Genomic DNA, 22,832 nt, shown 5'->3' on the forward strand with positions numbered 1-22,832 from the left:
CCTCGTACTGGACGTACTTGGGCGATTCCGACAACGCAGCGAGTGTGCGTGCTGGGCGTCGCAGGCCAGGCGGGACTTTCGATACACGCCCTAGGTGGGGAGATTCCGGACTGGCCCCGGGTGCCCGCGCGTGGTGCGAGAGGCCGCCGGGCACGCCCCCAGGGCCGGATCCCCGGGTGTTCCGGTACGTGTGCGCCGCCGGCCCCTGCCCCGCGAGGGGCGGGTGCCGGGCTGCCGGGCTGACTGTCGGCGCGCCCCTTCCAGGTGTGGCAGAGTCGGGCAGGGGGCCGCCCATGCCTGCGGCGGTTCCGTGTTCGGGGCCCTGGCCGGGGTGTTGAGGGGGACGTGCGTGGCGCGCGAACGGCCAAGCGTCTCTGCCACGGCAGGCAGCCCGGGCCCAAACGGGACCCTGGCTGCCGCAGGACGGGCCCGCTTTGCCGGAGTGGCGTGCCCGGAACCCCGGGATCAGTTGTCAGTGGCCATGGCTGTTTCATCGCCGAAGTCATCGTTCAGGACTATGTATGCGAACCGGCCCGGGTCCTCGGCCGCGCCGGTTCGCCGTGACGGTTCAGGCGTCCGTGGACGCCGCGAGGGACCGGGGGCGCAGATCGGTCCAGCGGGCCTCGACGAAGTTCAGGCACGCCTCTCGGGTGTTCTCGTCGAAGACGACCGTCCACCCCCCGGGCACTTCGGCGAAGGACGGCCAGAGCGAGTGCTGGCCCTCGTCGTTCACCAGGACCAGGAAACGGCCTTCGGGGTCGTCGAAGGGATTGGTGCTCATACTCGATGCCTCCTGTGGTCCGACGGGCGGTGACGGCCCGTCGGGACGGTGGATCCGGTCGTCGGCCGGGATCGGGGATAGAAGGACAAGCCACGGTTAGGTTAGCCTCACCTAATCGACATGAGCCTAGCCTTCCCCCTCCCCTCTCACAAGGAGATGTTCAGACGGCTCGTGCCGTCCCGTCACCGGCCACGGGTGCACCGCCCGCTCCGGGCGCTGCCGGCTTCCGCGCACGAGGAGGTCCCGTCGTGACGCACCCCGGGAGCGGACGCGAGGACGCGAGGATCCCTCGGCGGCGCCGTCGCCGAGCGCCTGTTGGAGCGCCCCGGCCTGTCCGGTCGGCGGTCGCGTTCGGCGTGGGGGAACACGAGACCCGTATGCTGCCCCACCGCGAGCGGGCCGAGAGCCTCGCCCGGCAGGCCGGCGCGACCGTGCGGGTTTCGCGGTCGCCGTCGGGCCACGACCGGGCGGGCCGGCGCCACGCCCTGCTCCGGGATGTCGCCCGGGCGCTCGCTCCGTAGGTCACCGGGCCACGGCCAGGCGGTAGTCCTCGTCGGTGGCGAGGAGGTGGCGATGGGTGTCCTCGGCGGTGACGACCCCGTCGTCGAGGACGAGGACACGGTCGGCGGCGTCCAGGAGGGCCGGACTGCTGGTGATCACGACGGTGGTGCGGCCCCGGCGCAGCTCCGCGATGTTGCGCGCGATGAGCTGTTCGGTGACGGCGTCGACGGCCGTCGTCGGGTTGTGCAGGACGAGCACGTCGGCGTCGGCGGCGAGGGCGCGGGCCAGGGACAGCCGCTGGCGCTGCCCCCCGGAGAGGTTCGCTCCGCGGTCGCGGACGCTGTAGTCGAGTCCGTCGCGGTGGAGGGCGACGACGTCGGTCAGCAGGGACGCCTCGACGGCCTCGGGGATCATCCGGCTGGTTCCCGACGGGTCGATGTTCGTACGGAGGGTGCCCGCGAAGATCTCCCCGTCGTACGGGTTCACCAGCATCTGCTCGCGGACCGCCTCGACCGACAGGTCCGCGATCTCCTGCCCGCCGACCCGCACCACTCCCTCGTACGCCTCGGGAGGGACGTTCACCGCCAGGACCGACGCGAGGTCGGCCGCCGCGCGCGGCTGGTGGACGGCGATCGCCGCGAACTCGCCGGCGGGTACCCGGAACTTCAGATCGCGCAGGGCCCCGTAACGAACGCAGTCGATCTCCAGGTCCCCGCCCGGGGCCGGGCGCTGCGGCCCCGGGGTCGTCACCGGCGGCGCGGCCAGCACCAGGGCCATCCGCTCGGCCGACGCGCGCGCGATCATCACGTACTTCGGCATCTCCGAGAACAGCTTGAGCGGTTCCATGATGAACTGCGCCAGCCCCACGGCCATGACGAGCTCCCCGATGGTGATCTGGCCGCTGAACGCAAGCCAGCCCGCCGTCAGGGTCACGGAGGCGGCGAGGATCGCGTTGAGGGCCAGCGCGGTGCCCGCGTACGCGCCGTTCACCCCGGCGACGGTGATCGCCTGGCGCTTCGCCTCGGTGCTGACCTTCCGATAGGACAGGAACGCCGCGTGGTTGCCGCCGAAGCCGTGCAGCGGGCGCAGGCCGGTGATCAGATCGGCGACCTTCGCGCCCGCCCGCGCCACCCGGGCCTGCTGCTCGCGGGTGCCGGCGCCGATCCGCTGGGACATCACGCTCAGGATCGACAGGATCGCGACGGTTCCCACGATCACCAGCAGACCGAGCCGGACGCTGGCCAGGCCCAGCGCGACCGCCGTGATCAGCACCGCGACCAGGGAGCTGATCAGCAGCGGCACCACCTCGATGATGTCGGCGGTCTGGTCGGCGTCCTCGGTGGCGATGGTGAGGACCTCGCCGGACTTGAGGTCGATGTCCCTGGCCACCGGCTGGAGCCCGCAGGCCGCGACCCGCACCCGCCAGCGGTGCGCCTCGGTGGTGTTCGCCTTCTGCAGGATGCGCATCCCGAACCGCCACGACAGCGACACGGTCGTGATGATCACGGCCAGCGCGGCGATCGACAGGGCGAGCGAGCCGGGGCTCCGGTCCCGCATCGTGTGCTCGACGATCAGGCCGAGCGCGATGGGGAAGGCGGTCTCACCCGCCTGGTACATGCCCATGAGGACGGTGCCCCGGATCATCGCGCCGGTGTTGCGGCGCAGCGCGGTCCGGAGGATGTCGGACTCCGGACGGGGCCGCCGCTTGTCAGGAGAGGTCATCGAGGTGACGGGCCATCGCTTTCGGGGTTCGCGGGGTGAGGAGATCACGGACGGTGACCACGGGACCGTACTCCCGGCGGAGCGGCCCGATCAGCCGCACTGCTGGCATGGAGTGCTCTCCGAGCGACACGAAAGCGCTCACCTCGTCGTGGTGGACGGTCCCCTGCCGACTTGTGCGGTTCCTGTGGGGCAAGCCCGGTCTGAGCGTTCCTGCCACGCTCAGGCCGGCCTGCACCGATGCGTCGCGGTCAGTCCTCGACGCGGGCCTTTCCGAACTGGCTGACTATCACGGGGTCGCGGTGGTCGAGGAACAGGGACGTGCCGGTGTCGAGGTCGGTGACGGCGGTCATCTCCTCTTCGGTGAGGGTGAAGTCGAAGACGTCGAGGTTCTCCGTCATGCGGTCCGGGCGGACGGACTTGGGGATGACGACGACGTCGCGCTGAATCAGCCAGCGCAGGACGATCTGGGCGACGGACTTGTCGTGCGCCTTGGCGAGGGGGGTGAGGGCCGGGTGTGTGAAGAGGTTGTTCCGGCCGACGGCGAGGGGGGCCCAGGACTCGATCTGGACGCCGTGCTCGCGCATGAACCGCTGGTCGGCGGCGCGCTGGTAGAACGGGTGGGTCTCGATCTGGTTGACGGCGGGTGGGATGTCGTGGTTGTCGATCAGGTCGATGAGCCGATCGGGGAAGAAGTTGGAGACCCCGATGGCACGGATGCGGCCCTCGCGGTGGAGTTCCTGCATGGCGCGCCATTCGCTGTAGACGTCGCCGTAGGGCTGGTGAATGAGGTAGAGGTCGAGATGGTCCAGGCCGAGCCTGCGCAGTGAGGCGTCGAACGCGCGCTTGGTGTTGTCCTCGCCGGGGTCCTGGACCCACAGCTTGGTGGTGACGAACAGTTCCTCGCGTGGAATGCCGCTGGCCTTGATGGCACGGCCGACGGCCTCCTCGTTGTGGTAGACGGCTGCGGTGTCGAGTAGTCGGTAGCCGGCGCTCAGGGCGTCGGTGACGGCTTGTTCGGTCTCCTCGGGCGGGATCTGGTAGACGCCGAAGCCGAGGATCGGCATGTCGACGCCGTTGTTGAGGGTGACGTACCGCATGGGGCATTCCTTTCGTGCGTAGGCGCGGGGCGGGGATGGAGGGCGGTCGGCGTGCGCGGCGGACGGGTTCCGGGCGCTCGTGCGGGAAGTAGATGTCGATTCGGTCGGTGCCGAGGCGGCACAGGGACCTCTCGCAGTCGTGCTCGACGGCGTACGCCGAGTGGCCCCGGTCGTTGACGGCCACCGCGGCACGGCACCGACGCGCGCACCTCAGCGGTTGTCGCTTTCCGGCGCCGAACCCGGCAGACGGCGCCAGAACGCGGCGATCATCCCGGTGTCGATGTCCGGGATCACCACACCGAGCCGCTCCAGGATCTGCAGGGTCCGCCGGTTGTCGTAGGTGTCGGCCGCCCGCCCGGCTCCCGCGTCGGTGGACCGGGCGGATTCCTCGAATGCGTCCAGGTAGGGCAGGAACGGCAGGTCCTGGCCCACGTCGCTCATGTGCCTGAGCCTGCGCAGCCATTCCCCGAGCGGCACCGGCGTCGTGCGCGTTCCGTACATCGCGTCGAAGACTGTCAGAAACGCCTTCGCGCTCGTCTCCCGGACATGGTGAAGATGGTGCACGACGGCGGTATGGGCGGGATCGCGGTCGAGGATGAGGGCGACCAGGGCGCGAGCCGCGACGTCCGCGGGGACGAGGTCGGCGTGCGCCACGGCGTCCTCCGGATAGCAGCCCAGCGCGGCGCAGGTGGTCAGCAGGCGACAGTAGAAGTCGGCCTGGCTGACGGCTCCCTGCCGCGACTCCGCCCACACTCGCCCGAGCCGGTACACGCGTGCGTCGGCACCCTGGGCGACGGCATGCCGAACCATTCGGTCGGCCACCCACTTGCTGGCCGTGTAGCCGTCCGCCAACGGATGCCGCTCGCCCGAGGTGTCGGAGTCCTCGGTGATCAGTCGGGGGGTCGAACCGCCGCGGAAGAGCCCCAGTGTGGAGATGTGGTGGAAGCGCTTGGGGCGGCCTTCGGCCGCGAGCCGCAACAGTTCCCGGGTCCCCTCGACGTTCGCCGGCTTCAGGCGCTCGTACGACGAGACGTGGTGAACGTACGCACCCGCGTGCACGATGGTGTCCACCTCGTCCGCCAACTGCCGCCACTGGCCGGGCCCGACGCCGAGGCCCGGTTCCGCCAGGTCGCCGCGCACGACGCGGACGCGTGGGTCGTCCGCTGCCGCGCCGAGGCCGTAGGAGCCCGTGACGGCGTTCAGGCGCGTGCGCACCGCCTCCGTCGAATCCCCACGCACCAGGCAGAGCACCTCCGTACCGGTCGGCTCGGTCCGTGTCAGCAGTTCTCGCAGCAGGAAAGCGCCGACGAACCCGGTGGCTCCGGTGAGCAGGATCCGGCGCGGATCCGCGCCCGCCCGGGCGGGTCCCGCCGCCGGGAAGCGCATCCCCGCGGCGAGCCGCGCCTCGTCGTCGCTCACCACGGGCACGGCACTCGCCGCGCGCCCCGCCTGGTTGCCCTCGATGAGCTCGGCCAGTTCCCCCGGTGTGGGCGCCGCGAGGAACTCCCGCACCCACAGGCGTACCCCGAGTTCGGCCCGCACCCTGGCCAGCAGCCGGATCACGAGCAGCGAATGCCCGCCCAGAGCGAGGAAGTCGTCGTCGACTCCGACCCGTGCCACCCCGAGGACCTCGGCGAACAGAGCACACAGCACCTTCTCGTGCCCGGTCTCCGGCTCACGACCGGAGACCTGTGCGGCGACGTCCGGCACCGGCAGAGCCCGCTGATCCAGCTTCCCGTTCGACGTCAGCGGCAACACGTCCAAGACCGCGAACGCGGAGGGAACCATGTATTCCGGCAGGCGCCGGCGCAGGAACTCCCGGACGGCGGCTGTCAGCTCCCGCTCGGCTTCCGGTGTGGTCGCGTCTGCGGCCGGGACGAGGTAGGCGGTCAGACGTGTGTCGCCTGGGCGGTCTTCGCGGGCGATGACCGCAGCCTGGGCCACCCGCGGGTGGGCGGCCAGGGTTGCTTCGATTTCGCCGAGTTCGACCCGGTGCCCCCGGATCTTGACCTGCTGGTCGGTGCGGCCCAGGTACATCAGGTTCCCGTCGGGCCGCCGGACCACCAGGTCGCCGGTGCGGTACATGCGCTCGCCGGGTTCGCCGAACGGGCGGGCGACGAAGCGGTGCGAGGTTTGGGCGGGCTGCCCGAGATAGCCGCGCGCGATGCCGGTGCCCGACACGTACAGCTCACCGGGGACTCCGTCCGGAACGGGCCGCAGCCACGGGTCCAGCACGTACACGTCGGTGTTGTCGATCGCCACACCCACCACCGGGTCCTGGCACTCGAAGGTGCCGACGCCGAGGGTGTTGATGGTGTACTCGGTGGGCCCGTACAGGTTGTAGCCCGCCGTCCCCTCGGTCTCGGCGAGCCGGTGCCACAGCGCCGGGGTGACGGCCTCGCCGCCCAGCAGAACCAGCGCAGGCCGCCGTGCCGGGTCGTCGAGCAGCCCCTCGGCCACCAGCTGCTGCGCATAGGTCGGGGTCACGTTGACGACGTCGATGCCGTGATCGAGGCAGTACTCGACCAGCCGGGGCGCGTCGCGGCGCAGTTCCTCGTCGCAGATGTGGACCTCGTGGCCGTCGGCGAGCCACAGCAGCTCCTCCCACGACATGTCGAACGCGAACGACACGGTGTGTGCGATCCGGAAGACCCGGTTGCCGTGGTCGGCCAACACCGGCTCGAAGATGCGGCGCTGATGGTTGCTCAGCATGTTGGTGAGCCCGGCGTACTCGGTCACCACGCCCTTGGGCTTCCCGGTCGATCCGGAGGTGTAGATCGTGTACGCGGGGTGCCGCAGGCGGTTCGGGTCGTCCGGCGCGAACGTCGGATACGGCTCGGCCTCGGGCAGGGGCCGGTCCAGCTCGATCAGATCGCCGGTCAGCCTGGGCGCCACGGCGCTCACGGTGAGGATCACCTCCGGGCGGGCGTCCTCGACGATGGCGGCGATCCGGTCGTCCGGGTGGTCCAGCTCCAGCGGCACGTACGCGGCACCGACGCGCAGTACGGCGAACAGCGCCGTGATCGAGTCGAGGGAGCGCGGGATCGCCAGACCCACGGTCGTCTCCGGGCCGATGCCGCGCCGGGCGAGCACACCCGCCACCGCACGGCTGCGGTCCCGGAGTTCGGCGAAGGTCATGGTCCGGCCGTGGGCGACGAGCGCGACCCGCTGGGGGTCGCGGTCCGCGGCCCGGTCGAACCGGTCGACGACGGTGTCCGTGCCGATGTCCGTGCGTACGCCGGGCCCGGGCTCCGGCCCCCCGCCCCGCAGCGCTCCCAGCGGCCCGGTCGACCGGGCCAGGTCTTCGAGTGTGCGCAGGTAGTCGTCGAGGAGGCGGCGGGCGCCCTCGGTGTCGCCGTCGCGATGTTCCAGCTTGACGGTGAGCCGTTCGCCGGGCGTGACGACCCAGGTGAACGGGAAGTGGGTGGAGTCGTCGGCCTTCACCGAGGTGATGCCGTGCCTGGCGTTCATCTCGGCGAAGGCGTCCATGTCGAGGAAGTTCTGGAGCACGAACAGGTTGTCGAACAGGGTGCCGTGCCCACTGGCCCGCTGGATCTCGCCGAGGCCGAGGTGCTCGTGCTCCATCGCCTCGACCCTGGCCGCCTGTACGGCCGTCAGGTACGCCCGGACGGTGTCGTAGGGCCGTGCCCGTGTCCACAGGGGCACGGTGTTGAGCAGCACGCCCACGATGCCGGACAGGCCTTCGCCCTCCCGGCCGGAGACCGTCACGCCGAACACGGCGTCGCCGCGGCCGGTGTGTGCGCCGAGCAGAAGGCCGAACGCGCCGGTCAGCACCGAGTTCAGTGTGACGCCGTGTGCCCTGGCCGCTTCCCGCACGAGTTCCGACTGTTCGGCGGAGAGCGTGTGGACGAGCGCGTGCGGCAGGTCGTCCGAAAGGGCCGGCGCCGGTCCGGCGAGCAGTGTCGGGCCCGGGAGTGCGGCCAGGTGCCGCGCCCAGAAGCGTTCCGATACGGCGGTGTCCCTGGCGTCGAGCGCCCGGGCGTAGTCCTCGAAGCCGGGTGTGGTCGGGGCGGCGTCGAGCGGCTCGCCCGCGACGACGGCCCGGTAGGCGTCGAACAGGTCCCGCAGCACGATCTCGCGGGACCAGCCGTCCCACAGCAGCAGGTGGTGGCTCAGCAGCAGGGCGTCGCGGTGGTCGGGCAGGCGCACCACGGTCATCCGGATCAGCGGCGGCTCACCCGGGTCGAACCCGGTGTTGCGGTCCCTGGTTCGCAGGGCCTCGATGTCCGCGTCCGTCGTCAGTTCTACCGTGCGGACGTCGACCCTCCGGCCCGCTGCGAGGACCTGGACCGGATTTCCGGCGTCGTCGGTGGTGAAGCCGGCGCCCACGACCGGGTGCCGGGCGATCACGTGCGCCATCGCTTCGGCCAGCGCGTCGGTGTCCAGACGCCGGTCGAAGGTGAAGTAGTTCTGCGCGACGTAGTGTCCGGCCGAGCCCGCCATCTGGGCCTGGAAGAACAGGCCCCGCTGGAGCGGGGTGACCGGTGCCGTACGCTCGGCCGTCGCCGAGGCGTCCGCGATGGATTCCAGTGCGCTGCGCCAGTGCTCGGTGATGTCGTCGGGGATGCCTTCGGCGAGGGTGAAGACCGCGTACAGGCTTCCGGAGGTCGCGTCGGTCCACGCGTTGACCTCGACGGCGTAGGGGCTGCCCTGATCGCCGCCGGTGACGTGGAGCGCCTGGGACTCGCTGCCCCGGCCGAGGTAGTTGAACAGCACCTGCGGGCGGGCGTTCAGCAGCGGAGCCGTCTGCGGGTTGAGGTATCTGAGCCCGCCGTAGGCGACGTGCCCGCGCTCGTCAGGCTGGCGTTCGGCGACCTCGCGCGCCGCCGCGACGGGGTCGGTGTGCGCCGTGAGCCGCACGGGCGCGATGGAGGTGAACCAGCCGACCGTGCGGCTGTAGTCGTGGTGTTCCAGCGCCGGGACCCGGCCGTGGCGCTCCAGGTCGATCGCGAGATCGGTGGGCGACGGCTGGATGTGTGTCAGCGCGGTTCGCAGCGCGCCGCACAGCAACTCGGTGAGACCGACGCCGAGTGCGACGGGCGCGGTGTGTGTCACACGGTCGCTCACTTCGGGTGCGAGCACGACGGTGGTCTCGCGCAGCCCCTCGGCGGCGGGCAGCGGCGAGGGCGCCAGGAGCGTGGTGACCCAGTGCCCGAGGCCGTCGGTGGCCTGGGCGGACTGCGCGGTCAGTGCTTCGGCGTACTCGGCGAAGGACGTGGTCGGCGTCCCCAACGGCGTTCCGCGCAGGGCGGCGGCCAGGTCGTCGAGCAGGATGAGCCAGGACACCGCGTCGACGGCGATGTGGTGCACGGTGACCACCAGCGTCCGGTCGTCCGCCAGCCACGAGAACGCGATGACGTCCCCGGACTCGGGATCGAGGCGTCCGGCGGCTTCGTTCGCCGCGGTCGTCGGGTCGGTCGCGTCCGTCCGGACGACGGTGACCTCGCGGGCGGGTTCGGTGCGCAGTGCCCACACCCCGTGCTCGACGCGCAGCCGCAACCGGAGGGCCGGGTGCGCGGCCACGACGGCCTTCGCGGCGCGCTCGGCGTCGGCGAACCCGGTCCCCTCGGCTGTCACCAACCTCCTGGCCTGGGCGAACCGGGCGAGCGAGCCGCCCGCCTCCCGCTGGCGCAGAATGATCGGCGTCGGCGGCAGCGGGCCGTCCTCGCGGCGGGCGTGTGCCGGGTTCGCCGCCGCGGCCTGCGGTGTGCGCGTTCCCAGGTGCTCGGCGAGCGCGCGCGGCGTCCTGAAGAGGAACACGTCCCGTGGGGCGATCGGCAGGCCGACGGCCCTGGCCCGGTTGATCACGGAGATGGCGACGATGCTGTCGCCCCCGGCCCTGAAGAAGTCGGTGTCACCGTCCACCGCCGCGGAGCCGGGCAGCGTCTCGGCGAAGATGTCGACCAGAGCCGCGAGGACGGAATCACCCACCGCGGTCACCGGGGAGCCGTCGTCCTGTGCGGCACGCTCGGCCAGGGCCTTCCGGTCCAGCTTGCCGTTGACCGTCAGGGGCAGGGCGTCGACCGTCAGCGCCCGGCCCGGGACCATGTGAACGGGCAGCTTCGCGGCCAGGAGGCCGGTGAAGTCTCCGGGCACCCGGCCCACGACGTGCGCGACCAGATGGTCGCCCGTGTCCGCCACGGTGACGGCCGCATCGACCACACCGTCGAGTTCCCTGACCGCGGACTCCACTTCACCCAGTTCGATGCGGAAGCCCTTGAGCTGCACCTGGTCGTCGGCGCGTCCGATGAACTCCAGCTCGCCGTCGAGCGTCCGGCGGGCGAGGTCGCCCGAGTGGTACATGCGGGAGCCGTCGCCCGCGAACGGGTCCGCCACGAATCTGCCCGCGGTAAGCCCCGGCCTGCCGAGATAGCCGAGTGACACCTGGTCACCGGCGACGTAGATGGCGCCCACCCGGCCCGGCGGCACCGGCCGGAGCCGGTCGTCGAGCAGATAGACGACCAGGCCGGAGATCGGACCGCCGATCGGGCTGACATCGCGGCCGGGGGCGAAGTCCTCGTCGGTCAGCACCCGGTGCGTGACGAAGACGGTGGTCTCGGTGATGCCGTACACGTGGACCAGCTCGGGCGAACCGGTGCCGTGCCGCTCGACCCAGCCGCGCAGCCGCCCGAGATCCAGCGTCTCACCACCGAAGAGGATCCGGCGCAGTGCGGTGACCGGCCCGCCGGCATGCCGGTCGGCCTCGATGAACTGGCAGAAGGCCGTCGGGGTCTGGTTGAGCACGGTCACCCCGCGCTCGCGGACCAGCCGGTGGAAGGCGACCGGGGAGCGGGTCAGCCCGTACTCCGGCACCAGCAGCTCACCGCCGTGGACCAGCGCGCCCCACAGCTCCCAGACCGCGAAGTCGAAGGAGTAGGAGTGGAACTGGACCCACACGTCGTGCGGGCCGAAGCTCATGTCGGTCTGGAAGTCGGCGAGCAGCGTCACCACGCTGGAGTGCTGGACGACGACGCCCTTGGGCCTGCCGGTCGATCCGGACGTGTAGATCACGTACGCGGGATCGTGCCCGCCGGCTTCGGACTCACCTGCCTGAGCGGGGAGTTCGTCTCCCCGCGGCAGCTCGTCTCCCTGCACGATGACGCGGGCCGGCACGCCCGCCCGGGCCAGCAGCCCGGTGAAGCGGTCCCGCTGCTCGTGGTCGACGAGAACGACCTGCGGAGCGGCGTCGGCGAGGATGTACTCCAGCCGTTCGTCCGGGTACGCGAGGTCCAGCGGCACGTACGCACCGCCGGCGCTGACGATCGCGACCAGGGCGACGACCTGTTCGAGCGAGGGCGGGAGCGCGACGGCGACCCGCAGGCCCGGCCGGACACCGGCCGCGCGCAGGGTCGCGGCCAGTTCGTTCTTGGCGTCCGCCAGTTCGCCGTAGGTCAGTGACCGGGTATCGCCGTCGAGCCGGCATTGGGTGACGGCCGCAGCGGCCGGGTCGCGGCGCGCGGCGGCGTCGAACAGTCCGCCCAGCGTCGTCGGGGTGCCGCCGGCTCCTGGGCGGACCCCCGGACCCCCGTACAGCGCGGGGCGCCGGACGCCCTCGGTCGCCAGGTCGTCGACCAGGGCGTCCGGCCGGGTGAGCAGGCCGGTGAGGGTCCGGGTGAACGAGCGCAGGATCTTACCCGCGCCCGCCTCCCGCACCAGCTCGCCGTCGTAGATCAGGTTGAAGCGCGGACGACCGCCGGGGGCGCGCTCCACCGCCAGCGTCAGCGGGTAGTGCGGGGCGCCCTCGTTCACGATGCCGGTGATGACCAGCGCGTCGTCAGGGCCCCGCAGACTCTCCACATCGGTCGCGACGTCGAACACCACCAGGGTGTCGAACAGGGGCCCGGTGCCGGCCTGGCGGCCGATCCCCGCCAGCGAGACATGCTGGTGCGGCAGCACCGCGCTCTGGTGTTCCCGCACCGAGGCGAGCAGGTCGCGCGCCGTGGTCGTACCGGTCCACCGGGCGCGCACGGGGATCGTGTTGATGAACAGACCCACCATGTCCTCGATGCCGGGCACATCCGCGTCGCGCCCGGACACCGTGGAACCGAACACCACGTCCCCGCCGTGCAGGATGCCGCCCAGCGTCACCGCCCAGGCGCTGTGCACGGCCACGCTCAGCGGCACACCGGCCGACCGGACGGCCGCGTCGATGTCGTCATCCGGCTCCACGGCGGTGTCCGCGAACCGGCCGGAAGGAATGTGCCCCTCGGCGACCAGCGAGGGCCCGGGCAGCCCGGCGAGCTGATCGCGCCATACGCGGTCGCTCTCGTCGTCGTCGCGTTCGACGAGCCGGCGTACGTAGTCGGAGAAGCCGCCGAGCGGGTACGCGGTCCCGGGCGCGTGGTATTCGGCCAGCAGCGCGCGGAGCATCGGCGGCACCGACCAGCCGTCGGCGATGATGTGGTGAACGGTCTGCACCAGGACGTTCCGGCCGGCCCCCGCGCGGATGAGCGTGTACCGCATCAGCGGGCCGGCGGCCAGGTCGAACCCGGCACGGCGGTCCCGCTCGGCGTGGTCGCGGATCTCGCCGTCGGTGATGCCGGGGCGGTCCAGTACGGTGAACGGCGCCTCCACACCGCTCTCCAGCACGGAGACCACACGGCCGTCGGCGAGGGCCGTGAAGTGCGCGGCCAGGTTCGGATACAGCGTGAGCAGGCGGGTTGCCGCCGCCGCGAGCCGGCCGGCGTCCACCGCGCCGTCCAGTGTCAGCAGCTGCTGTTCGACGTAGCTGCCCGCCGAGTCGTCGTCGTAGACCGAGTGGAAGTACAGGCCCTCCTGCAACGGGGTCAACGGCAGGATGTCCCGCAGCGCCGGGCCGTCCAGGGCGTCGACGTCGGCCTGTGTGAGCGGCACCAGGGGGAAGTCACTGGGAGAGTGGCCGCCCCCCTCCAGCGCGGCCAGTCCGGCCAAGGCCCCCCGGAAGTACTCGCCCAGCGTTGCGATGTCCTCGTCGGCGAACATCCCGTCGGGCCAGGAGACGGTGGTGACCAGCTCGTACTCGCCGGCCGGGGCGGGTTCGGCGATCGCGTTGAACTCCAGGGCGCGCGGCAGGCGCATCCTCGGATCGCGCTTCTCGCCCAACTGCCCCGTGGTGCCCGCGAGCTGCCAGTCCCCGGACGCGCCCGCGTCGAAGCGGCCCAGGTAGTTGAACAACACCTGCGGTGCGGACGCGTCGAACCCGGTGCCGGTCAGGTACCGCAGCGCACCGTAGGAGACGCCGTTGCCCGGCACCCGCGCGAGGTCCTCCTTGACCGCCTTGAGCGCGGTGGCCAGGTAGGCGGGTGCGGTGAAGTCGGCCGCCGGGCCGGGGTCCACGGTCACCGGGAACAGGGTGGTGAACCAGCCCACGGTCCGCGACAGCTCGGGCTCGAAACCGGCAGAGCCCGCCACGAGGTGCCCTTCGCGGCCGTGTCCCTCCAGTTCGATGTGCGCGAACGTCTGGTCCTGCCCGAGGTCGCGGCGCCACCTGGCGAGGGTGACGGCGAGCGCGGTCAGCAGCACGTCGTTGACGCCCGCGTGGAAGCTCGCGGGAATCCCGCCCAGCAGCGCGGCCGTGGCCTCGGGGCCGACCGAGACGGTCCGGACCCGCTCCCGCGCGACGGTGTCGGCTTCGGACAGCGCGCGCCTGCCCACCGGTTGGTCCGCGCCCGGCAGGGGACGCTGGAAGTAGGCACGGTCCGCGTCGAACGCCGCGCTCCCCAGCAACTGCGTCCAGCGCCGGAACGACGTGCCCTCCGGGGGCAACTCGACCGGCGCGCCCGAGGTGAACTGCCGCCACGCCGTGGCCAGGTCGTCCATCAGGACCCGCCAGGACACGCCGTCGATCACCACGTGGTGGACGACGACGACCAGTTGCCGTGCCCCACGGCGCCAGACGGCACGCAGCATCACGCCGCCCGCCGGGTCGAGCCCCTCGGTGGCGAGCGCGACGCACTCGTCGAGCGGCCGGTCGCTCTCCCGCCAGAGCGGGCGGTCGCTCTCCCGCCGCCCCGCGGCGGCCCGGTCCGCGTCCGGGATGTCGAAGCTCCAGCGGTCGCCGCGCACCAGCCTGGCGGAGAGCATGGGATGGTGCCCGACGAGCGCGGCGAGGATCTCGTCGAGAGCGCCGGCGGTCAGGTCCGCCGGGGCGTTCAGCACCACCGACTGCACGAAGCCGTCGATCGCGTCCGTGGTCTCGCCGAGCCACTGCACGACGGGCGATCCCACGACGGAACCGGTCGGGACATCGCCATGGTCCACAGGGGAGACGTCGTCACGGCTCGCCACCGCCGCCAGCGCCCCCACGACGCTGTGGGTGAAGATCTGGCTCGCCGTGACGTGGAGACCCTCGTCGCGCAGCGCGCTCAGCAGCGAGATCGCCAGAAGGCTGTCTCCGCCGAGCCGGAAGAAGTCCTGGTCGACACCGACCTCGTCCAGCCGCAGCACCGCCGCGACCGCCGCGCACACCACGCGCTCCTTCTCGTCGGCGGGCAGAACGAGCGAGCCCGTCCCCAGCGCGGGTTCCGGCAGCGCCCGCCGATCGACCTTGCCGTTCTCGGTGAGCGGGAAGTCCTCCATCACAACGATGTGGGCGGGCACCATGTACTCCACCATGTGCTCGACGGCCCACGCCGTGACCTCGTCCGCCCGCAGGTCCTCGCTCCCGGCGGCCGGGATCACGTACCCCACCAGGTAGGTGCCGCCCGCCGCGTTCTTCTTCGTGACGACGCAGCTGTGCCGTACCCCGGGGTGCTCCGCGAGAGAGGCCTCGACGTCCTCGATCTCCAGCCGCATACCGCGGATCTTGATCTGGTTGTCGGCCCGGCCGAGGAAGTCCAGCGACCCGTCCGGGGCGAACCGCGCGAGGTCACCGGTCCGGTACAGCCGGGACCCGTCCCCCGCGAAGGGGTTCGCCACGAACCGGGACGCCGTCAGGCCGGGCGCGCCCGCGTACCCGCGCCCCAGGAGGAACCCTCCCACGTACAACTCGCCGCCGGCCCCGACCGGGACCGGGCGCAGCTCGTCGTCCAGCACGTACAGCTGGGTGTTGGGGTTGGCCTTGCCGATCGACGTCGACAGGCGTTCCGCCGCGCCCCGGTAGACGACGTGCGAGACGCCGATCGTCGTCTCGGCCGGGCCGTAGCCGTGGTACATGGGGATGGAGAGCCGGGTGCGGAACCGCTCGTACAGCTCCGGGGTCAGCACCTCGCCGCCGCACCACACGTGCCGCAGACTGTCCAGCCGCCCGGAGTCGCCCGCGATCTCCAGCAGCACGTCCAGCATGGACGACACCAGGTACGTGAAGGTGACGCGCTGCTCGGCGATCACGCTCAGCAGGTGGTGCGGGTCGCGTTCGCCCCCGGGCCGCAGGACCACCAGCCTGCCGCCGCACACCAGCGGCAGGAAGATCTCGTTGATGGAGATGTCGAAGGACAACGGCGCCTTGAACAGCGACGCGTCGTCGTGGCCGAAGCCCAGGATCTCGTCGGACTGCCACAGCAGGCGCTCGCTGATCGCTTCGTGCCGGATCATCGCGCCCTTGGGCCGCCCGGTCGAACCGGACGTGAAGATCACGTAGGCCAGGGCGTCGCCGGGGACGGTGACCCCGGTCCCCTCGGCGGGGTAGGAAGCGAACCGCCAGTCGCCGAGGTCGACGGCCACGGCTTCCGGTTCACCCGGGTCGTGCGCGCCCGAGCCGTTGAGCTGCACCACGACCCGGGCGTCGTCGATGACGACGGCTCGGCGCGCGGCGGGCCACTGCGGATCGAGGGGCACGAACGCGCACCCCGCCTGGAGCACGCCGAGCAGCCCGATCACCATGTCGGCGGAGCGGCCGAGCGAGATACCGACGGCCTGTTCGGCGGTGAGTCCGCGTTCGATCAGATGATGGGCCAACTGGCTGGACAGCTCGGCAACCTGCCGATACGTCAGTGACCGGTGTTCATCGACGACGGCGACGGCGTCCGGCCTGGTCCGCGCCTGCTCGCGGAACATCTCCACCACGCTCGGGCGGACCCGGTCGGCCCAGGTGTCGTTCCACTCGGCCAGGGCCTCGATCCTCGCCGCCGCGCTGGACGGGCCGATGGTGCCGATGGGCCGGTCCGGGAAGTCGGCCAGGTCGTCCAGTGCGAGCTGCGCCTCGGCCGGCGCGACGCCTTCCGGGACGGCGATGCTCCGGCCGTCCGCGCCGATCTCCCAACCGCCGGGCCCGTCCCCGCCGTTGTCCACCCACGCGAGGACGTCGGCGAACAGCGTGCCGGGGGCGAGGTCGATGCCGTCGGGGCTTCGGCCCGTCGCCCAGTACGACAGTCCGATGGCGCACGCTTCGGCGATGGTCCTGTCGGAGGAGACACCGGTCCGCCGGCGTACGTCTGCCAGGCGCGCGAGAGAAAGCCGTACGAGACGAGCGCTCGGTTCCATCATCGAAGACTCAACGTCCCTTCCACGTCATGAAAGTCGGCCTCAACCAAAAGGGGGATTACCTAACTGCCTTCTCGCCAGGCCCGCCACAGTCGCGCGTACCTGCCACCCAGAGCCACCAACTCCTCGTGGGTTCCCTGCTCCACCACGCGTCCCGCGTCCAGCACGGCGATCCGGTCCGCCGCCGTCGCCTGGGTCAGCCGGTGCGCCACGAACAACGCGGTCCGGCCCGAGCACGCGGCCGATACGGCCCGCTCCAGCTCGGCGGCGCCCTCGCTCCCCGCCTCGGCGGTCGACTCGTCGAGCACCACCACCGGGGACCGGCCCAGCACCAGCCGGGCCAGGGCGATCTGGGTGACCTTGGTGACGTCCAGGCGCTCGCCGCCCTCGCCGACCATGGTGTTCAGTCCATCGGGCAGCGCGTCGACCCACCCGTCGGCGCCGACCGTGCGCAACGCCTCCGTCAGCTCGGCGTCGGTCGCTTCCGGCGCGGCCAGCCGCAGGTCGTCGGCGAGCGAACCGGAGAACACATGCGTCTCCTGGGTCAGGATGCTCACCAAGGACCGTGCTCCCGCCTCGTCCAGACCGGCGAGGTCGGTCGATCCGACGCGCACCGACCCGGTCTGCGGGGTCCCGATGCCCGCGATCAGCGCGGCCAGGGTCGTCTTGCCCGCCCCGGTCGCCCCCACCAGCGCGAGCGAACCGCCGCCCGGGATCGCGAGGTCGACATCCCACAGGACCGGCTCCTCGGTGCCGGGATAGCTGAACGTCAGCCCCTCCACCGTGACCGGGTACGGCGCGGCGTCCGCCGGCGCGACGGCCGGGTCGCCCACCAGCCGGTCCTCCGCGGCCTCCCCCAGCACCCCGACCAGCCGGGTCAGACTCGCGCCCGACTTCTGCGCCTCGTCGAAGGTGAACATGATGGAGCCCAGCGGGGTGAACAGCCGGTGGAACAGCAGCGGGGCCGCCGACACCTCGCCCAGGCTGGCGGCATCGGCCTCCAACAGGGCGTACCCCACCACGATGATCAGGACCAGCCCGATGAACTCGGCGCGGTTCTCCCTGCCGACGAACCGGCCGAAGAACCGGAACACCTCGATACCGAGTTCGCGCACCCGCCACGACTCACGGGTGACCTTCTCCCGGAACGCGTCCTCAAGGCGGTACGCCCGGACCGTGTCGATCCCGTTCAGACCACTGATCAACGCCTGCGCACGGTCGGCCTGAGCCGCCCGCTGCTCCCTGTAGAGCGGGCCGGACCGGGGCAGATACCAGCGCAGGGCCAGCCCGTACGCGGGCAGCGCGCCGGCACCCGCCAGGCCGAGCCACCAGTCCAGTCCGAACATGCCGGCCGTGGCGATGACGACCAGCACTCCCGCCGAGAACACCGTGGGGACGGCCGTCCGGATGCCCCCGGACAGCACGGCCACGTCGTCACCGACCCTGGACAGCACGTCTCCCCGGCCGACCTGCTCGATCCGCGCGCTCGGCATCCCCAGCACCGCCCGGACGGCGCCTTCCCGCAGCCGCGCGAGCAGATCGGCGCCCAGCCGCCCGATCAGGTATCCGGACACCGCGGTGGCCGCAGCGCCGAGCAGCGCGGCGGCCACCATCAATGCCCCGATCCTGACCAGGATCGAGCGCGGTTCGCCCTCGACCACCCCGTCGACCACCCGGCCGAGCAGGAGCACCGGGAGCACCTGCAGCGCCGCCCCGGCCACCGTGGTGAGCACGGTGGCGACCGTCAGCCACGGCACCTCGCGGCAGTGCGCCGCGACCCATCGGGTGGCCTCGCTTCCGGTCGCCGTGCGCAGGGTTGCCGGGGCGACCCGGGTGTCGGTGGCACTCACACCTAGCCGACCGACTTGACGAGCTCGTCGATCGCGTACGGCAGGGACAGCAGGGTGGCCTGCGACATGGCCGCGCCGACCGCCGGGCCTTCGCTGTCCAGCAGGTACGACACCTTGCCCTTCTTGACGGCGGTCAGGTTGGTGAACAGCTTGAACTTCTTCAGTGCTTCCTGGTCCGCCCGGTCGTTGATGACGAAGATGTGGTCGACGTCGATCAGATCGATGCGCTCGGGGGAGAGCACGGTGTAGAACTTGCCGTCGGCGATCTTGTCGATCTCCGTCGCGCCCTTGAAGCCGAGGCCCGTCACCAGCCGTCCGCGGACGTCGGTGGTGGTGAACGGCGCCACCGAGGTCTTGAACCAGGACAAGGGGACGGCCGTCTGGTTCGCGAACTCGGGGTGCGCCTTACGGGCCGCGTCGAGCTTGCCCTGGATGTCCCGCACCAGCCTGGTGCCCTCGTCGGCCTTGCCGAGCGCCTTGGCGATATGGAGCGCGTTGTCCTGCCACTGCGCGCTGAACGGCTCCTTCTCGGCCTTGGTGCGGCCCACCGTCGGGGCGATCCTGGAGAGCCGGTCGAAGGCGGCCCGTTCGATCTCGGAGTACACCGCGATGATCAGATCGGGCCGCAGGGCGGCTATCTTCTCGTAGTTCGGGCCGGAGTCCCCGTTGCTCATGACGACCTCGGGGCGGCTGTCGCCCCACTTGTCCTTCACCCAGGGCCACTGGGTGTTGATGTCGGGGGTCTTGCCCGGCGGGTTCGGGTACTGGTCGACCATGCCGACCGGCTTGATGCCGAGCGCCAGGATGGCCTGGTCGTCGGTGTAGCCGACGGAGACGACCCGCTGGGGGGCCTTGGTGATCTGCGTGGATCCGAACGCGTGCTCCACGGTGACCGGAAACGCGCCGGCGGCGGTGGCCGGGGGGTTGTCGCTCGGCTCGGCGGGCGAGTCGGAACCACATCCCGCGAGAAGGCCGACGCTGACGACCGTGGCGGCTAACGTCGCCGCCAGCCGCCGCCAGGACTTCATGACCGTCGTTCGATGGAGGAGCATCCGAGATCCCTTGCTTTCGTGCTGTCCACTGCACCCCTGACTAAGGGCAGGCAAACCTTACCTTTCGTAGGTGAGGTTAGCCTAGCCTAACTTACCAACTTCCTTTGACCGGAACCCGGTTGCCCCATCCACGGACGCCGAAGACGCCTCTTCCCACGCGTTTGACGGGTCGTCAAAGGCCGACGAGGCACACCCGCCTCACCCGTCCCGCCCCACCACCCGGGCCGGGCACGGAGAGGACCCGCACCGTCAACCCGCCCGCTCCGGAGCCGATATGCGTACGCCGTCCGAGAAGTCCGGCACCTGGTCGAGCCGGACATGGGTACGGCCGATCGGCACGATCAGCGGCCGGTCGCCCACCGGGTCGTCGATCACCCTGGCGCGCAGCCCGAACGCCTCGTACAGCAGCTCGGCGGTGATCACCTCACGCGGGTGCCCCTGCGCCAGGATCGACCCCGTCTTCATCACGATGAGGTTGTCGCTGTAGCGCGTGGCCAGGTTGAGGTCGTGCAGCACCATGACGACGGTGCACCCCGACTCGTGCAGATCGTCCACCAGGTCGAGCACATCGACCGCGTGCGCCAGGTCCAGGTAGGTGGTCGGCTCGTCCAGCAGCAGCAGATCGGTGCCCTGAGCCAGCGTCATCGAGATCCAGACGCGCTGCCGCTGTCCGCCGGACAGCGAGTCGACCGGGCGGCCGGCCAGGTCGGACACCCCGGTCATGGCCAGCGCGCGCTCCACCACGGCGGCGTCGTCCGACGACCACTGCCGCAGCCAGCTCTGGTGCGGATGTCTGCCCCTGGCGACCAGGTCGGCCACCGTCAGCCCCTCCGGCGCGACCGGTGCCTGCGGCAGCAGGCCGAGCTTCCTCGCCACGTCCCTGGTCCTGAGCCGGCCGATGTCCTCCCCGTCCAGGACGACCGTCCCCTTGGCGGGCCTGAGCAGCCGCGCCAGGGTCCGCAGCAGGGTCGACTTCCCGCAGCCGTTGGGGCCGATGACCGTGGTGATCACCCCCGGCGGAATCGCCACGTCGAGATCGTCGATGACGCTCCGGCCGCCGTACCCGACCGTGACGCCTCTGGCCGCCAGCCGTGAGACGTCATCGGCCCCGGACTCGATCCCGCTGATGTACTGAGCAACCACAAGGCCCCCTTTGTCGAGGTTCACCTGACCTTTGTCCCTTTCATCTGCGGTTCGCCCGCACCAGCAGATAGACGAGGAAGGGGCCGCCGATCACGGCGGTGACCACGCCGACCGGCAGAGTGACCGGCACCACCGTGCGCGCGACCAGATCCGCGCCGATCAGCAGCAGTGCCCCCACCATGCCGGAGGCCGCCAGCGGCGGCGTCGGGCACCTCGCCAGACGCAACGCCACCTGCGGTGCCACCAGCGCCACGAACGGGACCGGTCCCGCCGCGCTCACCGCCGCACCCGCCAGCAGCACCGCACACAACAACATGACCGCTCGCACCGTCGCGTACCGGACACCCAGGCCCGCGGCGATCTCGTCGCCGAAGTGCATCGGCTTGAACTGGAACGCGACACACGACACGACGGCCATGAGGACGACCGTGCACCAGAGCGCCACCCGGACCTCGCCCCACGACCGGCCGTCCAGCGAGCCGACCAGCCACGCCTGGGCCTGGGCCACGTCCCTGATGTCCGCCGTGACCAGCAGCCAGGTCGTGATCGCCTGCATGACGGCGCTCACCGAGACGCCGATGAGGATGAGCCGGAAGCCGTCGATCCCGCGCCGCCACGCCAGGAAGTACACCAGCAGCCCCGTGCCGAGACCGCCGGCGAGCGCCGCGGCGGAAATGCCCACGGAACCGACGACCGCCGCGGCGGCCCCGCCCGACCCCGTCACGAGGAACACCGCGACCGCGCCGGCACCCCCGGTGATGCCCAGGATGTCCGGACTGGCCAGGGGATTGCGCGCGATGGACTGTGTGATCGCCCCGGACACGCCCAGCGCGATCCCCACGACGAGCCCGGCCAGGGCGCGCGGCATCCGCAGCTCCGTGATCACGAACTGGTCGACCGGCTCTCCCCCGCCGAAGATCGTGGCGATCACCTGGGGCAGGCCGATGGGAAAGTCCCCGACGCCGATGGACAGGCAGAACACCAGGAAGGTCGCCGCCGTCAGCAGCAGCGTGACGGACAGGATCCAGGGCCGCCATACGAACGACACGCGGCCGAGCCGCACCCCCGGCGGCACCGCAGGCTTCACGTCCGTCCCGCTCATGCGTTCCTGAACTTTCCGCGCCACACCAGCACCGCGAAGAACGGGGCGCCGAGGAGAGCGACGACGACCCCCGCGTCCAGCTCGCCCGGCCGCACCACCCATCGGCCCGCGATGTCACAGACCAGCAGGACGATGGCCCCGAGCAGTCCCGCGTACGGCACCAGCCGGCGATAGTCCGGCCCGGTCAGATAGCGGGCCACGTGAGCCACCATGAGTCCGAGGAACGCGATGGGGCCGCACGCCGCCGTCGCCGCGCCCGCGAGCAGGGTGACGGCGACGATGCCGGTGATCCGACTGCGGGTGATGCTCACTCCCAGCCCCCGTGCCACGTCGTCACCCAGGTTGAGCAGGTTGATGGAGGGCAGCGTGGTCAGCGCCAGCACCAGTCCGACCGCGATGAACGCGGCCACCGGCCAGATGACGTCGAATCCCACGCCGGCCATGGAGCCGGCGTTCCAGAACCGCAGCGCGTTCAGCGACGCCTGGTCCGACAGGGCCACCGCCGTGGTCATCGCCGTCAGGAACACCGTGACCCCTTGCCCGGCCAGTACGAGCGTCAGCGGGTTGCCGGCGCCCCGGCCGATGCTCGCCAGCCCGAACACGACGACACCCGCGACCGCCGCCCCCAGGAAGGCGAACCAGACGTACTGGAACGGTTCGGCGAACCCGAACAGGGAGATCACCGACACCACGGCGAACGAGGCGCCGGCGTTCACCCCCAGCAGACCCGTGTCGGCGATCGGGTTGCGCGTATGCCCCTGGATCAAGGCCCCGCCGACCCCCAGGGCGACACCCGCGGTGATCGCCAGCACCGTCCGCGGCAGCCGTACGGTCCGCACGATGAGCCTGATCTCGGTGAGCCGCTGGTCCGGGTCCGGCTCGGCGAACAGCCCGTGCCACACCTCGGCGGGACTCAGCGCGCGCGTACCGACGGCCAGCGACAGCGCCCCCGCGGTCACGAGGATCACCACGAGCGTGCCCGGACCCACACGCCGCCGAGGCGTCTGCGCACCCCCGGGCGCGGGGCGCTTGACTGCAGTCGTGCCCATGTCGATGTTCGTCGTCCTTTCGATTCACCGGCGGACGCGCGGCCGGTGACGTCGTGCCCGGTGCGCCGTACGCGGCCGCGGCTCCCGCCCCGAGGGCCTCACGGGCCGTCGGACG

9 protein-coding genes and 2 pseudogenes are annotated in these 22,832 nt (G+C 71.5%); 1 reads left to right on the forward strand and 10 read right to left on the reverse strand.

Translation table 11 applies throughout. The features are described from left to right. Positions 1-568 precede the first annotated feature (568 nt). Entirely contained in the window at positions 569-781 is a 213-nt protein-coding gene (locus tag ACFYT4_RS33980) for an MbtH family protein (protein ID WP_389278049.1), read from the reverse strand. A gap of 282 nt (positions 782-1,063) precedes the next feature. Between ACFYT4_RS33980 and ACFYT4_RS33985 the strand changes: the two are divergent. After that, positions 1,064-1,302 (forward strand): annotated as a pseudogene (locus ACFYT4_RS33985) (enterochelin esterase); the annotation flags it as partial. A 1-nt stretch (position 1,303) separates the two neighbouring features. On the opposite strand, the gene ACFYT4_RS33990 reads toward ACFYT4_RS33985, so the two are convergent. The 9 genes and pseudogenes from ACFYT4_RS33990 to ACFYT4_RS34030 form a co-directional block, all read right to left on the reverse strand. Continuing rightward, the gene (locus ACFYT4_RS33990) at positions 1,304-3,004 is read right to left on the reverse strand and encodes an ABC transporter transmembrane domain-containing protein (RefSeq protein ID WP_389278052.1); all 1,701 of its coding nucleotides are present in this window, start codon (positions 3,002-3,004) and stop codon (positions 1,304-1,306) included. Then, a pseudogene (locus tag ACFYT4_RS33995) lies at positions 2,991-3,152 on the reverse strand (phosphopantetheine-binding protein); the annotation flags it as partial. The pseudogene ACFYT4_RS33995 and the gene ACFYT4_RS33990, both read right to left, overlap by 14 nt. Before the next feature lie 100 nt (positions 3,153-3,252). Further along, complete coding sequence (locus ACFYT4_RS34000; RefSeq protein ID WP_389278055.1) at positions 3,253-4,101, reverse strand: aldo/keto reductase; 849 nt, start codon at positions 4,099-4,101, stop codon at positions 3,253-3,255. Between the two features lie 210 nt (positions 4,102-4,311). After that, positions 4,312-16,524, reverse strand: a complete 12,213-nt coding sequence (locus ACFYT4_RS34005) for an amino acid adenylation domain-containing protein (RefSeq protein ID WP_389278057.1) — start codon at positions 16,522-16,524, stop codon at positions 4,312-4,314. Between the two features lie 59 nt (positions 16,525-16,583). Next, positions 16,584-18,371: an ABC transporter ATP-binding protein gene (locus tag ACFYT4_RS34010; protein WP_389278060.1), complete on the reverse strand. Its 1,788-nt coding sequence runs from the start codon at positions 18,369-18,371 to the stop codon at positions 16,584-16,586. A 2-nt stretch (positions 18,372-18,373) separates the two neighbouring features. Further along, positions 18,374-19,423 carry an iron-siderophore ABC transporter substrate-binding protein gene (locus ACFYT4_RS34015; protein ID WP_389278063.1) on the reverse strand — a complete coding sequence of 350 codons (1,050 nt, stop codon included), beginning with the start codon at positions 19,421-19,423 and terminating at the stop codon, positions 18,374-18,376. A gap of 249 nt (positions 19,424-19,672) precedes the next feature. Next, positions 19,673-20,566: an ABC transporter ATP-binding protein gene (locus tag ACFYT4_RS34020; protein WP_389278088.1), complete on the reverse strand. Its 894-nt coding sequence runs from the start codon at positions 20,564-20,566 to the stop codon at positions 19,673-19,675. A gap of 40 nt (positions 20,567-20,606) precedes the next feature. Beyond that, positions 20,607-21,668 (reverse strand): FecCD family ABC transporter permease, encoded by a 1,062-nt coding sequence (locus tag ACFYT4_RS34025; RefSeq protein ID WP_389278066.1) that lies wholly within the window; start codon positions 21,666-21,668, stop codon positions 20,607-20,609. Beyond that, a complete protein-coding gene (locus ACFYT4_RS34030) occupies positions 21,665-22,717 on the reverse strand; it encodes a FecCD family ABC transporter permease (protein WP_389278069.1) in 1,053 nt (350 codons plus the stop codon). Before ACFYT4_RS34030 ends, ACFYT4_RS34025 begins: the two co-directional genes overlap by 4 nt. Positions 22,718-22,832: the final 115 nt, after the last annotated feature.

It is taken from the genome of Streptomyces sp. NPDC004609 (genome assembly GCF_042873655.1).
In the GTDB taxonomy this organism is placed as follows: domain Bacteria; phylum Actinomycetota; class Actinomycetes; order Streptomycetales; family Streptomycetaceae; genus Streptomyces.